This is a genomic window from Endozoicomonas sp. ONNA2, from assembly GCF_024606365.1.
GTDB lineage: Bacteria > Pseudomonadota > Gammaproteobacteria > Pseudomonadales > Endozoicomonadaceae > Endozoicomonas.
Window position 1 is genome coordinate 1 of record NZ_JAHHPO010000928.1, and the last position, 14,670, is coordinate 14,670.

The window sequence follows — 14,670 nt, forward strand, 5'->3', positions numbered from 1 at the left end:
TGGATACAGGAGCCAGAGCAACGCAGGAGCAGTTGCCGCGTAGGGCAGTCTATTCCTCCAGGTTGCTTCACTTCCGTCAGGCTTTGTCATGCATTCCCACGCAGGGCATGGGAACGTGGTTGTATGGGCATTAGTGATTTTAAATCTTTAGTCTGCGTTGAAAGGCTTAAAGTAACTGTAAAATTTCAGTGATCTGCCATTGCGAATATAGCTGCTCAGATATCCTGATTTAAACACGGGGTAGACTGCAACCTTGCCGGTAATATACCAGACCGTCATTGATGTTTTTGCAGCCAAATACAGAGGCAGGGTTTCACCTGTTGCCTGAAACTCCATAGAACCTGCCGGTTTATTGATCAAAACATCCTCTGTAGTGGTCAGTCCCACGGTACTGAGTGCCAGCAGGGGGATACGATCCTGGTCTGTCATCCCGCCCATCGTTACTGCATCAGCATAGGCTTGATCACTCAGTTGACGCAGCTGATCCAAAGTAATGCTGCCCAGGCAGGCCATATTGTTGCCACGTCCCACCGATACAAAATGACCAATCCTGCAGTTGTGCACCATGGCCTGATAATTGTCTTCCAGAGATGCATTTTGAGTGGTGCTGACCAGATGGTTTTTGACGCCTTCTTCCACCTGGTGAACGGAGTATCTGGGCAGCCACTTGCCAAAAGGTTGGATGAGTTTCAGGGCAAAAGTAGACGCGTCCATGCCTCTTGCACCGTCTGGCCCAATGGTTCCTTCACCAAGGGCAAAGTAACGGTTCTCGTTATGCTCCGGTGCAACATATTCTGACGGATATTTTAACAAGGTGTTACTCAGCTGATTCAGATAGTTGTGGTAATTCAGGGGAAGTGGCACTTGTTTAACCTGGTGATCCAGTTTACCTGCAGGATCAACGGATAATTCCATCGGCGACAGTTGCGCAGGATATAGCCGCAACACGGTCGATGCTATTTGCCGGGAGGCCGGTCCCTGACCACTTCGTGTGGCAAAAAAGTAACTGCCACCCAGGCTGTAAACCGGTGTACCTAATGGTAACCGTTGGTTTATGTCGTGGCTTTTGACACGGCTGGTGATGGTTAGTCTCAGTTGGTTATCTGGACTATGGGATGAAATTGGGAAATCACCAGCCAGAGATTCATCGACCAGGGCAATATGTCTTGCTTTGGTGAACTTCAGGCCAAACTCTGGTCGCCAAAGGGCTACCCAGCTATCTTCGGCTGGCTCCAGACCCGCTGAGTCAATAGTCTTTAACTGACCAAGCACAAAGACCGGGGTATTTCTTGGAATAAGAGTACTTGATGATTTCTGGTTCGCCGCAACATTGGAGGCCCGGGCCAGATTATTGGTGAAAAATACCTCACTGGGGAAAAACTGGGCCTCGGTATCAACGACAGTTATGGCTCGGGCTTCGGGGTGGAACCTCGTAAGGTATTCCGTTTGTTCTATCAGGCTCAAAAGCTGCTGGCGTTCATGTTCCGTAATCAGATGGCCTGAGGCATCAAAGTTATTGCTCATCGCACCATTGGCCACTTTGGCCGCAGTCCCAAAGAGGGTGCCGTATTGCTTTTGGTAGGCAGAAAGGGCTTCATCTACTTTCTGTTTATCCCAGGGGGCGAGTAGCCACTCCAGCAGATTATTGTCGGTGATTTCCCATCGGATCATTGTATCCTGTGGATTAATACCTTGCATTTCAGCGATGGTATGGACATTTTGAAGCCCTTTGTAAACGGCCCCCTGTTTGTCAGCTTCAGGATAAGCTGCTGCCAGTGCGGTCAGCCCGCAAAGGAGAGTAGAAATCAACCATCTTTTTATTGCCATCTTTACTACCTCAGTGAATCCAGCGCTTTATGCAGCCTCAGATAATATAGACAGCTAACTGGAGAAAGAGTTGCAATCTGGGTTGCATGGCCAATGGTTTTATAAAATTCCGACGACTTGTCCAGACACCTTGCGGGGTGACTCAGGCATTTGTGATGTGGAGAAAGACCGTTCTCTGATCATTGCAGTCATTTTTAACAATGGCACCACTGTCTATGAGCTATATTTAGACGTTCTACAATAAAAATGCCATAAAGGAGTTCATTGATGTCCCTGCCGTTAGTTGGGAATGCCTCTTCGCTGCTATTTCATGCATTCGTTAAGGATCAAGAAAGTAAAGTTGTCAGGGTGTTTAACGATCGTACAGTTAACACTGTCGACGATTTGGCCATCACACTGCTTGAAAAGGGATCTGAATATCAAACCTACAAGGTATTCAGAAAAGCCGGTAGAAATGACATGGATTCAAACGAGCAGTGGCATATTACGCTGTTGACTTCCTTGGAAATAAACGATTGTGGCAAGGGTAAAACTGCCACTATTGACTCGCAAAGATATTCCTGGTCTGCCCGGGCCGGACGGGTATCCGTCATGGGGCCGGACGGCAAACGCCAGCCTGTAGGGACATTAATGCTACTCAACGCACAGAACGTGCGACTGCTCAATGACCCTGGCAACACCTGTCAGTCTGCCCCGGGAACACCAGGGGCTGGTTGGCTGGATAAGTCAATCCATCAATTGCTGGAGATGGTTCCCACCACCGCCCGGCAGCATCATATCTATCAATGGGGAATAAAGGGGTTGCCGAGACTGCTTGCCGGGAGTGCTTCCCCTTTGCCCGGGCAGTGGCCGCTGTTGGAAACTCTGGCAGAGCCCTATCTGAAGCAATGTTTGTCGCAAGGCGCTGCGTTTGGCGATGTCATCCATGGTCTGAGCCAGGTAGCAGATACCCTGGCCAACCTGCACGCACGGGGAGTGGCCCACGGCGATATCCGCCTGGAAGGTCTTCGGGAAGTGTCAGGTTGGCTGGGGCCGGGCCTGCCAGAGCGTTTCAGTGTAGTGAATGTGGCGCCGGGACCGGACAAGCTCGGTACCAAACGGTTCATTTTTTACAACAATGCCTGGCAGCCGCCGGAGCTGCGCTTTCCCGGTGATGTTAACAACCCTGAACAACGGTTTGCCCCCTGGCAATATACTTCCGCAACCCTGGAGGGGGACATCTGGTCTTTTGGATTAATGCTGGCGGTTATTGTTTCTGCCATTGAGGGTGTGAGGGAGTATTCTTACGCTGCTGAAGGTGTGCAGCTATCGCTGTATGGCTATATGAAAGCCTGTGGATTATTTGATGGTGAAAAACTGAAGCAAGCAAGCCGGTTATCTGGCTTCCTGAAAGATAAACAGAGCTTGTTGTTGTTGAATATGCCGCCCGGGTTGGGGCGTATTTCGGTGGCAGAAGAAGACCAAGGCAAACTGGCACCATTGAAGCGCCTGGCAGATCAGTGCACACAGGCAGATCCGCAAAAGCGCCCGACAGCAGAACATCTCAAGGACCAGCTGAGCCAGTTGGTGAGTTCAAGCAGTGTCTTTGAAATGTAATGCTATTTCTACGAACTTAAATTCAGGCCCTGGAGAGCCGGGAACTGTTCGGAATGGATTCCAGTTCCTGCCGTTTAACTGATAATAACTTGAAATACAGCAGGTAAAACATGAGTCATGTCCAATCATTTTATGACCGAATGGCAAGCACCAGCCTGGTTCTCAGGATTATTATTGGAATTTCCCTGGGGGCGGGTCTGGCGGTTATTTCGCCTCAGACGGCAGTGGCAATTTCTTTTCTGGGCTCTCTGTTTGTCGGGGCCTTGAAAGCGGTAGCCCCCGTTCTGGTATTGGTTCTGGTGGCTTCTGCCATTGCCAACCAGAAACAGGGGCAGCACACGAATATGCGGCCGATTATTTTCCTTTATATTGTTGGCACACTGGCATCTTCTCTTGTTGCCGTATGCATGAGTTTTCTCTTTCCGGTGACCTTGACGCTGGTGACCAGCAGCGTTGGATCCCTGCCCCCGGAAGGCATTATGGAAGTTTTCCATACCCTGCTGTTCCAGATTGTTCAAAACCCCTTTGAGTCACTGCTGACCGGCAACTTTATTGGTATTCTTGCCTGGGCTATCGGTATGGGCATGGCATTGCGTCATGGCAGTGAATCTACGCAGATTATGGTAAATGACCTGGCAATGGCGGTTTCTGCTATCGTGCGTTTTGTTATCCAGTTGGCTCCTGTCGGTATTTTGGGGTTGGTTGCCAGTACCATTGCCCAGACGGGTTTTGGCGTGTTGGCAGGTTATAGCAAGTTGCTGGCGGTTTTGATCAGCAGCATGTTGATTATCGGGTTTATTGTTAACCCGTTGATCGTTTATCTGAATATTCGTCAGAATCCTTTCCCCCTGGTGCTGCGTTGTATCCGGGAAAGTGGTGTTACGGCTTTCTTTACCCGTAGTTCGGCAGCCAATATTCCTGTGAATTTGCAGTTATGTAAAAGCCTGGGCCTCCATGAAGATACTTGCTCAGTATCCATTCCCCTGGGGGCCACCATCAATATGGCGGGTGCGGCCATCACAATCACTGTCATGACGCTGGCGGCGGTTCATACACTGGGTATTTCCGTTGACCTGCCAACTGCCCTGATGCTCAGCATCGTTGCTGCCGTCTCTGCCTGTGGGGCTTCCGGTGTGGCCGGTGGTTCATTATTATTGATTCCGCTGGCCTGTAGCCTGTTCGGTATCTCCGATGATATAGCCATGCAGGTGGTTGCTGTGGGTTTTATCATCGGCGTGGTTCAGGATTCTCTGGAAACGGCGTTGAACAGTTCTACTGATGTCATTTTTACGGCTACAGCCTGCATGGCTGCTGAACGCGTAGCGGCTGATCAGGCAGAAGCGCCATCCGAGAGCCTGCAACAAAATAACGCCTCACAGTAAACTGTAATACCTATACCGCCTTCTCAGGCTATCGAAAGTCATTCTGGGCAGTTGGGCAAGGCGTAATGATGAGTAATAACAGGGCTACTTTTGGGTATTGCGAGGAGTTCCAACGAAGATCCAACTGTGCAAAATGACTGCGCAGTTCATGTTCAATTAGCTGGAATTGTTATAAGTAATCAAGTCGTTGGCCAAATGGAGTAACTCATGGCCCTGCCTGCTTCCAGCGCTTTATAAGTGCATCCGGCTGGCGGTTGTTCAAAGTTGCCGGTTCGGGCCGAGGGCAGTGTATGGTCGATAGCCCAGGGCAGGCTGGCTTTTTCAAGCTCTCTGATTTGCAGCTCAAGGTGGGTTTTAAACAATGGGTCTTTGCTTAAGTCAGGCATGCTGCTGGCTGAATATTGTGTTTCGCCTTTCAGGCAACCATATAATGCCCGCCTGGTCACCATTTTCATTCTTGTTTCACGGATCTGTTCCTCCTTTTGCAGTTGCTGTTGTTCACACTTTTGCTGAATTTTTGCCATTATGGCTGTTGCCGTTATGGGATCTGGCAACTTTGTCATGGATGTTTCGCTGCAATGGAGCAGCTCCTGTTGAGATGATTGGTCACCAGCCCTGTCTGTGGCTTGTGATAAAGACTGAAGATGTTGCATATGCAGCAATTTAAACAGGTACTCTCCTTTAAGAAGATCAATGTGATAGTTTTCAACGGTATCCATGATTGCCCGGATGTTTTGTCCTGGACAGTCGGTGCCACAGGAGTGCTCTAAAAATGCAGTGATTTCCTGTTCAAGGTTTATTAGCTGGTAGGGAAACAGTGCTGCATCCATTGGTGGAAAATAAAGTTGGGCTAATTGTTGGTTGAAATCAGCAAGGTAATCCGGATTGGCTGCCAGGTGGTCAGGGTCTCTGATAGCATTTTCCACCAGTGCTTTTGCCCGCACAAAATTGAGGATGTGTTGAGCATCTCGTTGAACATCAGACTGACACTTTTCCCGGACAGTTGACTTGATACGTTGCAGCATTTCTTCTTTGTAATGCAGCTGGTGCCAATACTTGCTTAACTCTCTGAGTAGCTGGTCCTGTTGCCATTGCTGCCATCCACTCAGCGTTTGTTCTCTGGTTTGTGACATTTTTTTCAGGGTGTGTGTACTGATCTGGCGGGCTCGCTTTCTTGCCTCAATAGCCTTTGGACTGTCTTTGGCAAAGGTTCTTTTCATCTGATCTGAAATGGTTTCAGATAACGATGTCCACACTTCATCCCATTCGTTAAAGTGCCGGGTAATAAGGTAACAGCTGCCCAAAAAGGCCATGATCCCGATACAGACTGCTGTTAGCAAGGGGCTGCCAAGCAGAAGAATAACTTTAAAGGTGTTAATCACCACAATGGCGGCAGTGGCCAGCACGGATGACACACCCAGAATACCTGCCACTTTTTCACGCTCTGACGCTAACTCATGCCGAGCTGCATTACTGGATGGATTTGCTTTGGCATTGTTGATTTTTTCCTGATATCTATCAAAGCGGAGCAACAACGGGTCCATCAGAAAACTCAAAACCCTGCCAGCGGTACTGGAACGTCGGCCAATATGATGGGCAAGTCTGACGGTTGTCTCCGGGGCCATGGCGGCGAGAAAGTCAGATGTTAGCCCGAGGGTCAGGCTGGGCATTAAATCCCGGGACCAGCGCAGGTTATTCAGCAGCCGGGAAATCGCAGGTTTCATGTGCCTGATGCCTTGTCGGGCAAGGTAACTGGTTAATATGTTCTGAGCGACTTTTTTGGCCCTGTTGATCAGGTTATCCAGACTGTTGCTTAAAAATATCTCGATCACTGGCAGCCCGGTATGAAGTGCGGTAATCATGTCCCGGAGCAGTTGGAATCTTTTCATGACAGTAGCCATTTGCGGATTTTCTAACGGGCTAACAGCCAGTGGTTGTGGTTGGTCACCGGAAAACAGTGAAGCCAGGGCATGACCGCGCATACAGATCTCAATGCTTTCAAGCAGGCCTGTTACCGATGGTTCCTGCCCAAGCAGGCTTTTTAGCTGAGGCATCAAAAGCGCAAAATCACCCCACATCACCCGGAAAAACCCGGGGTTTTGTTGGGCTACTGTCAGCATTGTACCCAGAGTGTCGGTTATTACGGAGTGAATTGGATTGTCAGCAGAGAACAGTGACGATATCAGCCCCTTGCCTTCTTTATAGAGAAAGCCCAGTGCGTTGGGCAGCCCTGAAGCTTTTAACCCTTGCATCAGTTCGTTGGCTTTCTGGCAGATATTCCTGCTGGCTTGCGATCCCCAGTTAAATACATCACCAAAAAGGGTTTTAAACTCTTGATAAGGATCATAATCCAGTAATTTTAAATACCGCTTGCGATAGAGTTCGGCAATGCTGTCTTCAATGCTTTCTTCTTCCTCCCGGACATAGTTCAGGTAGCTAAGATAGTAAGCGTAGGAATCAGGGTTCAGTGGCCGTAGACCCATGCTTTTTCTGGAGCTTGCCAATTGCCAGAGCGCGTGAATATTCTGCTCGAAATGCTCACAGGGCAGTAAGCTGTCAGGCACATCCTGATCGATCAGGTGAATCAGAAGCTGTTGTTCAGCATGGGCCATGTCGTAGAAGCACTGCATCCAGTGTAAGCAACTGTCGTAGCTGTCATCCTGTTCCGAACGGCTCATCGCATCAATGAATTGTAATGTGGCCTGGTAAAAAGACTTCTCGGGGGTATTGCTGCTGTGTGACAGTTTGGAGACTATCCGATCAGCAGCGGGTGGCTTTAAAAAAAACCAGCATGAAAACAGACCCGGTTGGCTCGGAAATGATTGACTGGCGAGAAAATGATGAATTAACCCGGCAGAAACTTCGCCAGAAATCGGTCTGGTTTTTTCAGGGTTCAGTAACTCAAGGTTAAGGATATGCTGTCTTTGATTGAGCAAGTCGGACAGACTGGCTTCCGCTTTTGGTGATTTCAGTTCATGCTCAAGGCGTTGGGTATGGAGCCAGCCAATTTCATTGTCCAGTTGAGAAGCTATTTCCGGTATAAGATTTTGCCGGGTCAGTCGATCAATCAAAGCCTCAACACTCTCGGCGTTGTGCGCTTGTTGACCTGTGGTCAGCACCAGTTTGGCGGCCTTTATACTTTTCAGGCATCGATACCGTTTTACGTTCAGGCAAACCAGATAAGTCAACACTTTCATCACGGTTTCAGGTTGTTCCCGGATGTAGTGGTTAACGGTCGTCTTCTTGCAGGTATCTGGTGTCACAACCGGTACCCGGACCGGTGGGCGCTGCATAAGCTCGTCCAGAACGCATTGAGCGGATTTTTCCAGGTGATATGCTGCCAGACTCCACATGACCCCCCTTAAGATAAATTCACGTTCTTTGCACTGGTGGCCAAAATTTCTCGGCCAGGTAGTGGGATTCAGGAGTTTTGGGTCTTTAATCTGGTTCCCCTCGACGTTGTCAGGGGCGGTGGCTAACTGCTTCGACGATATTCTCCCTTTTTGCACCAGGAAGTCGGCATCCATTTTTGATTCGAGAGAGTACACATTGTATTGCTGCTCAAATTTTCTCAGATTCTTCAGTATCGCGAGCTGGAACCTGACATTGTGCTGATCACTCTCAAGATCGTTGAGGTTTTCTCTCAGGATTGCCAGGTTGCCTGCCAGGGTGTCCCTGAACCCGGCACGTTTATGGGATTTGTGGAGTTGTTCAAAGGTATCCATTGATGTACTGCACAGCTTTTCCAGCCGACTTTTGAGAATCTCAACGGCGGTTTCAGGGAATAAAATGAGCAGGGCCTGTAAGATGCCGTGTGGATAGAGCGCAATAAGCAGTTCAGGCTGGTCATCGCTCCCATCGACTGAAATGCTGCTGGGATCGCCATAGGTGTGTGGCGAGAGTTTCACGATGGGCAATGATTGTTGGTAGATTTCCTGCAGTTCTGGTGGTATGTGATATGTCCTGTGGCCGACGCTATGCTTTTTCCGGGCATGTTTTCTCTGGAAAGTGCCGGGCGTTTTATCGTCGTTTTCTTCTGATTCGTAGGGTGTGCTGGAATACTCTTTTTCGGGTTGAGCGCTTTTGGATTGGACTGTGCTAACGGGTTGCCCCCTGCTATTGAGATCACTGTCGATGGCATCGACATCAATGGGCAACTCAATGTATTGATCATCCTCATGTTCTAACCATGGCATATCAAGATTGATGCGTTTCAGGACCTCTGAAGGCGTTGGCAAGACGGCATTAGCCAGTTTCCTGATGCCTGACAGAATGTACTGCGCCGTTGATTGCCAGTAGGAGCTTTCTGCTTCTGCTTCTGTTAGTACTCCCTTGTCACTGTCTTGTTCACGAAGGGTCAAGGCAACTGTTGGTGCATCCCCGGTGTTTACCGGGCTGTTCCGGGTCGGGTTGGAGCAACAGCCGGTGGTATTGACCTGGACCGGTCGTGTTTGTCGATGGTGAATAGAAGTGTTGTTGAACCCGGGGTATTCGCGGCTGTTTGCCGTTTTAACCTGCTGGGTTGAGTTGGCGCAAGGGGCTAGTGGGGAATAGGACGATGCAAGTACCGACTGCATTATAAAGCCTTGAATATTGTAAAAACGTTAACCAACTGTTCAGACCTGATGGGGAGGTGATGGTTTCATCTGCTTATTGTAAATGTTTGGGCAGTTTCTCCTTTGTTCTTGAGGTTTGAAGAGCCTCCTGGAGACAAAAGGGAACAAAGGTCGTATACTCCTACGAATTTTTGTCTGGCGCATACTGACCACTCCTATGTATAAATTGACACGAAGTGCCCTGTTTTGCCTCTCTGCTGAAACTGCCCACGACTTCGCCATGGAAATGATCAGTGCGGGGGGGCGTCTTGGTCTTACCCGGCTGATGGCACCTGCAGTCCCTGCCAAACCAAGGAAGGTGATGGGATTGACCTTTTCTAATCCGGTTGGGCTGGCGGCAGGGCTTGATAAAAATGGCGAATATATTGATGGTCTGGGCAGTCTGGGTTTCGGCTTTCTTGAGCTGGGAACCGTAACGCCGGTTGGACAGCCCGGAAACCCAAAGCCAAGAATGTTCCGTATCCCTGAGAGAGAAGCGTTGATCAACCGCATGGGATTCAATAATCTGGGGGTTGACCAGCTGATTGCCAACGTTCAAAAGAGCCGCTACCAGGGCGTTATCGGTATTAATATTGGCAAGAACCTGGCCACGCCTGTCGAAGATGCCAACCGGGATTACCTCACCTGCCTGCGTAAAGTTTACCCCTATGCCGACTATGTTGCCGTTAACTTGTCATCGCCCAATACACCCGGGCTAAGAAAACTGCAGTATGGCGATGCCTTGCAAAGCCTGCTTTCAGCGCTTAAGGAAGAGCAGGCATCATTGGCTAAAACCCATGGTCGCCAGGTTCCTCTGGCAATCAAAATTTCCCCGGATATGACCGACGATGAAATAGTGGCGGTAGCTGCCGGGTTGGTGTCCTGTGAACTGGATGGTGTTATTGCTACCAATACGACACTGGATCGAGATAAGGTCAGTGGTTTTGCCACCGCCGGGGAAGCAGGAGGGTTAAGTGGCGCACCCTTGAGCGGTAAGTCTACGGCAGTGATTCGACTGCTTGCCAATGAGCTTTCCGGTAAACTTCCGATTATTGGTGTCGGTGGCGTTATGGATGCCCGGACGGCAGCTGACAAGATCCGGGCGGGGGCCAGCCTGGTGCAGATATATTCTGGATTTATTTATAAGGGGCCGGAGTTGATTCGAGAGGCTGCTGAAGCGGTGTACTCTGTTGATGCATAAGAAACCGGGGAGTATCTGAAAGCCCCGGAAGGGGCTTTGCAACTGCGTAATCACAGCAGGTCGGCTGAATAGCTGTGAGAAAAGTTATACATGCGGTGTAACCCCGAAATTCCCGTCATGCCCTCCCAATTATCAACGCGACCTTCTCGCCAGCCACTTAACCACGACTGGCGTAAATCTGGCTCCTGATGGGGGCAGATATCCCTGGAGCGGCCAGACAGGCCTACTTGATATCCTTTATTGAAGGCTCTGTCTGATTTATCCCTTTTGAGTCTTTTCAACATGGTCACGGCCTCTTGCTGGTTTGATTATAAGTTTTGTTCAAATCTGATACTTTTGTTGAGAAAAGTTGAGAAAAAATTAAGAATTTTTAGTTAATAAAAGCATTTTTTTAGCTTTTTCAGGAATATGACGTTATGAGTACAACGATGCTGACTCTGTTTGCCAGTTGCCCCAAGGGGGTAGAATCCCTGCTGGCAGAAGAGTTGAAGGCATTCGGAGCCCGTGAAGTGTCCGAGACCGTTGCCGGAGTCAGCTTTGCCGGTCACCTTGAGCTGGCCTACAGGGCCTGCCTGTGGTCTCGTCTGGCCAGTCGGATTCTGCTGCGTATTGGTGAAGTGGACGCTGCTGATAAGCAGACGCTCTACCTGGGCGTGCAGTCTTTTGACTGGGATGAGCACCTGGATCAGGGTGCCAGCTTTCGGGTTGATTTCAACGGTTCGACAGCGGATATCACCCATACCCGCTTTGGTTCTCAGTGGGTGAAAGATGCGATCGTTGATCAGCTGCGGCATCGTTATGGCTGGCGCCCATCGGTTGATCACCGTCAGCCGGATCTGCGGGTCAATGTGCATGCCAGAAACAACAGGGCATTTGTTGCCATTGACCTGTCAGGCCAGAGCCTGCATGAGCGCGGTTATCGCCTGGAAGCCGGTGACGCGCCCTTGAAAGAAAACCTGGCGGCGGCGATTTTGTATCGGGCCCACTGGCCTGAACTGGCGCAACAGGGCAGCACACTGCTGGACCCCCTGTGCGGTTCGGGAACCTTTTTGATTGAGGGGGCCATGATGGCGGCTGATATCGCGCCCGGGTTGCTCAGGGCACGCTTTGGCTTTGATAAGTGGATGGGACATATTCCTAAAATCTGGTTGGTGGTACTGGAGGAAGCCCGTGCACGTCGAACTGCTGGTTTGGCTGCAATGAATACCACCATCATTGGCTACGAAGGCCTGGCAAAAATGGTCGGGAGAGCCAGGGCAAATATCCAGCGTGCCGGTTTGAGTCAGCTGATTACCGTCAGGCAACAGGAGCTGGCCAGCCTGAAGGTTGGCCCTGATATCCAGCCGGGACTGGTGATAGCGAATCCACCCTGGGGTGAGCGTATGGGTGATGAGGCCAGCCTGGTTTATCTCTACAAGCACCTTGGCGAAAAAATCAAACAACAGATGCCGGGTTGGCAGGCAGCTATTTTTACTGCTTCACAGGCGCTGGCCAGAAGTCTGGGTATGGGGCCGAAAAAAAGCTATACCCTGTTCAATGGTGCGCTCTCTTGCAAACTGTTTCTCTATGATGTTCGGGAACGTCAGGCGTCAGCTTCCGGGCAGAGTCGTCAGGACAGTGCGGCGAATACCTCCTTCAAGGCCAGCACCGGCGGAGGTGAAATGTTTGCCAACCGCTTGAAGAAAAATCGGAAGCAGCTGGGGAAGTGGGCCAGAAAAGAGAATGTGGACTGTTATCGTCTCTATGATGCAGACATGCCGGAGTATGCCGTTGCCGTCGACCTCTACAGGGACTGGGCTCATGTGCAGGAATACGCGCCACCCAAAAGCATTGATGAGACCAAAGCCCATCAGCGCCTGCTGGAAGCACTGGAAGTGATTCCCGGCGTACTGGGTATTCCGGAAAATCAGGTGGTATTCAAGCGTCGTGAGCGTCAGTCTGGCAAGCGCCAGTACCAAAGGCTTGAGCAGTCCGGTGCCATGCTTGAGGTAAAAGAGGGGGAGTGTCGTTTACTGGTGAATTTGAGGGACTATCTGGATACCGGACTGTTTCTGGATCACCGGAAAATGCGCCTGCGCATTGCCAGAGAAGCCACTGGCAAGGATTTCCTGAACCTGTTCTGCTACACCGCCACGGCAACCGTGCATGCCGCGGTGGCAGGTGCGGCCAGTACCACCAGTGTCGACCTGTCCAATACCTGGCTTGGCTGGGCCAGGAAAAATCTGGCACTCAATGGCCTGATGGATCGCAAACACCGGCTGGAACAGGCAGACTGCCTGCAGTGGCTGAAGCAGGACACTCGACAGTATGATCTGATTTTTATGGATCCCCCCACCTTCTCCAACTCCAAACGGATGCGGGGGGTATTTGATGTGCAAAAAGCGCATGTGGCGTTGATTGATCGGGCAATGACCAGGCTGAAACCGGCTGGGGTGCTCTACTTCTCCAATAACTTCCGGCGTTTCCAGCTGGCCAAAGAACTGGAGCAAAAGTTCAGTGTTGAGGAGATCACAGCTGTTACCATTGACCGGGATTTCCAGCGCAGACCGGGTATCCATCGTTGTTGGTGTATTCAGCACTGAGCTGTGAAGATAGCGTCAACAACGCTTGATAGTTCAGTCATATTTATAGTCCATATAAATCTTTGTGGTTATAAATCCGAAATCTTATAGTGCATTTTGCCTGGTTATGGATTGAGGGGGAAATGATGAATCTGGAGATAATAAATCGGGAGCTGTCGTCACAGCGTCCACAGGCTATTATCCAGTGGGCTGTTCAGCGTGCTGAAAAGCCAGTACTTACCACTAACTTTGGCCCTCATGAAGCGGCCATTATCCGTATGGTCACGCAGGTCCAGCCCGATATCCCGGTGGTCTGGATCGACTCGGGCTATGGTACTGAAGCCACTTACCGCTTTGCTGACCAGCTGATTCAGCGTTTGAAGCTCAATATCCAGGTCTTTCACCCGCAATACAGTCGTGGTTTTCGCGATGCTATTTACGGTGGTGTTCCGGAGGTTGATACCCCGGAACATGATGAGTTTACCCGCCAGGTAAAACTGGAGCCTTTTACCCGTGCCATGAACGCATCGGCACCGGATTACTGGCTGACCGCCATCCGTAAGGATCAGACTGAATTCCGACAAAACCTTGAAGTGGTCAGTCTGACGAACAATGGCTATTACCGGGTGGCACCGCTCCTGAACTGGACTGAACTTGATGTTGAGGAGTATCTGGTCACCCACGACCTGCCCATAGAAGAAGATTACTACGACCCGACCAAAGTATACGGACACCGGGAGTGTGGGCTGCATACTTCAGTGGTGGAGCAGGATTTCAATAAGCGCTGTTGAAAGAGACAGCCTCCTGTCTGCCTGATTTCATGAAGTGCTCAGGGCTGGTGGCGGGCGGCCGAGGTATCTCTCGTTCTTCCGCCTGGCCCTGCTGTCCAGAATGACTTGTTCTTTAGTCTTCACAAGGCAGAATTGGTATTACTTTTTACTGCCGCCACGGCAATCCGGTGATACCGGAGCTAACTGGTTTCTTGCCTGCCACTCGGCGGGGGTGTACGTGTGCAGCGCCAGTGCATGAATCTGCTCTCGCAGTTCGTCAGCCAACAGTCCGTAAATCATCTGGTGCCGCTTGACCGGCAGCTTCTCTTGAAATGCTTCACTGACAATCACTAACTTAAAGTGCGACTCTGATCCCGGCGGCGTGTTGTGCAGATGGCTCTCATTGGTCACATCGATTAAGTCATTCTGTAAGGACTCATTCAGCTTATCGATGATATTTTCTTTCATTCCCATACATCACCTCTTCAGTTCCGGCCGGAACGACAAGGAATTTGTCTTGCCTGGCAATATCTTCTGGCACATTATAAGTAGCTGACTCAATGAAATCATATATTTCGATAGCTATGTTGTTGCTTGCGATGTGCCTGGCACTGCAACTGTTCAGGTTAAGTAGTTGGCCATATGAAAGCATATATTTCTGACTCCTGGTCCCGGCACTCTTGGCAACGCAGGAGCAGTTGCCGCGCAGGGCAGTCTATTCTCGGACAGCCTCCTGGC

Annotated in this window: 10 protein-coding genes; 5 read left to right on the forward strand and 5 right to left on the reverse strand. The window is 50.2% G+C overall.

The genetic code is table 11. The features are described 5' to 3' along the window. Positions 1-147 precede the first annotated feature (147 nt). The gene (locus KDK14_RS16480; RefSeq protein WP_257266267.1) at positions 148-1,827 is read right to left on the reverse strand and encodes a hypothetical protein; all 1,680 of its coding nucleotides are present in this window, start codon (positions 1,825-1,827) and stop codon (positions 148-150) included. A 267-nt stretch (positions 1,828-2,094) separates the two neighbouring features. Here KDK14_RS16480 and KDK14_RS16485 point away from each other — a divergent pair, with 267 nt between their 5' ends. Then, complete coding sequence (locus KDK14_RS16485) at positions 2,095-3,423, forward strand: hypothetical protein (protein ID WP_257266268.1); 1,329 nt, start codon at positions 2,095-2,097, stop codon at positions 3,421-3,423. A gap of 110 nt (positions 3,424-3,533) precedes the next feature. Continuing rightward, a complete protein-coding gene (gene sstT / locus KDK14_RS16490; protein ID WP_257266269.1) occupies positions 3,534-4,805 on the forward strand; it encodes a serine/threonine transporter SstT in 1,272 nt (423 codons plus the stop codon). A gap of 179 nt (positions 4,806-4,984) precedes the next feature. On the opposite strand, the gene KDK14_RS16495 is transcribed toward sstT, so the two are convergent. Beyond that, a complete protein-coding gene (locus KDK14_RS16495) occupies positions 4,985-9,382 on the reverse strand; it encodes a hypothetical protein (RefSeq protein ID WP_257266270.1) in 4,398 nt (1,465 codons plus the stop codon). 196 nt (positions 9,383-9,578) lie between these two features. On the opposite strand from KDK14_RS16495, the gene KDK14_RS16500 reads away from it, so the two are divergent. Next, on the forward strand, positions 9,579-10,601 hold the full coding sequence (locus KDK14_RS16500) for a quinone-dependent dihydroorotate dehydrogenase (RefSeq protein ID WP_257266271.1): 1,023 nt from the start codon (positions 9,579-9,581) through the stop codon (positions 10,599-10,601). Between the two features lie 50 nt (positions 10,602-10,651). On the opposite strand, the gene rmf is transcribed toward KDK14_RS16500, so the two are convergent. After that, complete coding sequence (gene rmf / locus KDK14_RS16505; protein ID WP_373691100.1) at positions 10,652-10,885, reverse strand: ribosome modulation factor; 234 nt, start codon at positions 10,883-10,885, stop codon at positions 10,652-10,654. 132 nt (positions 10,886-11,017) lie between these two features. Between rmf and rlmKL the strand changes: the two genes are divergently transcribed. Continuing rightward, positions 11,018-13,183, forward strand: a complete 2,166-nt coding sequence (gene rlmKL / locus KDK14_RS16510) for a bifunctional 23S rRNA (guanine(2069)-N(7))-methyltransferase RlmK/23S rRNA (guanine(2445)-N(2))-methyltransferase RlmL (RefSeq protein ID WP_257266272.1) — start codon at positions 11,018-11,020, stop codon at positions 13,181-13,183. A 125-nt stretch (positions 13,184-13,308) separates the two neighbouring features. Then, entirely contained in the window at positions 13,309-13,953 is a 645-nt protein-coding gene (locus KDK14_RS16515; RefSeq protein WP_257266275.1) for a phosphoadenosine phosphosulfate reductase family protein, read from the forward strand. 138 nt (positions 13,954-14,091) lie between these two features. Here the strand turns inward: KDK14_RS16515 and KDK14_RS16520 are convergent, their stop codons facing one another. Both KDK14_RS16520 and KDK14_RS16525 read right to left on the reverse strand, forming a co-directional pair. Next, positions 14,092-14,400 (reverse strand): BolA family protein, encoded by a 309-nt coding sequence (locus KDK14_RS16520; RefSeq protein ID WP_373691101.1) that lies wholly within the window; start codon positions 14,398-14,400, stop codon positions 14,092-14,094. Continuing rightward, positions 14,378-14,584, reverse strand: a complete 207-nt coding sequence (locus KDK14_RS16525) for a hypothetical protein (protein ID WP_257266276.1) — start codon at positions 14,582-14,584, stop codon at positions 14,378-14,380. Before KDK14_RS16525 ends, KDK14_RS16520 begins: the two co-directional genes overlap by 23 nt. Positions 14,585-14,670: the final 86 nt, after the last annotated feature.

What these genes read in the sequence shown, in the direction of transcription:
- KDK14_RS16480 (WP_257266267.1), bottom strand. Translation starts at nt 1,827, where the DNA reads ATGGCAATAAAAAGATGGTTGATTTCTACTCTCCTTTGCGGGCTGACC.
- KDK14_RS16485 (WP_257266268.1), top strand. Translation starts at nt 2,095, where the DNA reads ATGTCCCTGCCGTTAGTTGGGAATGCCTCTTCGCTGCTATTTCATGCA.
- sstT (WP_257266269.1), top strand. Translation starts at nt 3,534, where the DNA reads ATGAGTCATGTCCAATCATTTTATGACCGAATGGCAAGCACCAGCCTG.
- KDK14_RS16495 (WP_257266270.1), bottom strand. Translation starts at nt 9,382, where the DNA reads ATGCAGTCGGTACTTGCATCGTCCTATTCCCCACTAGCCCCTTGCGCC.
- KDK14_RS16500 (WP_257266271.1), top strand. Translation starts at nt 9,579, where the DNA reads ATGTATAAATTGACACGAAGTGCCCTGTTTTGCCTCTCTGCTGAAACT.
- rmf (WP_373691100.1), bottom strand. Translation starts at nt 10,885, where the DNA reads ATGTTGAAAAGACTCAAAAGGGATAAATCAGACAGAGCCTTCAATAAA.
- rlmKL (WP_257266272.1), top strand. Translation starts at nt 11,018, where the DNA reads ATGAGTACAACGATGCTGACTCTGTTTGCCAGTTGCCCCAAGGGGGTA.
- KDK14_RS16515 (WP_257266275.1), top strand. Translation starts at nt 13,309, where the DNA reads ATGAATCTGGAGATAATAAATCGGGAGCTGTCGTCACAGCGTCCACAG.
- KDK14_RS16520 (WP_373691101.1), bottom strand. Translation starts at nt 14,400, where the DNA reads ATGAAAGAAAATATCATCGATAAGCTGAATGAGTCCTTACAGAATGAC.
- KDK14_RS16525 (WP_257266276.1), bottom strand. Translation starts at nt 14,584, where the DNA reads ATGCTTTCATATGGCCAACTACTTAACCTGAACAGTTGCAGTGCCAGG.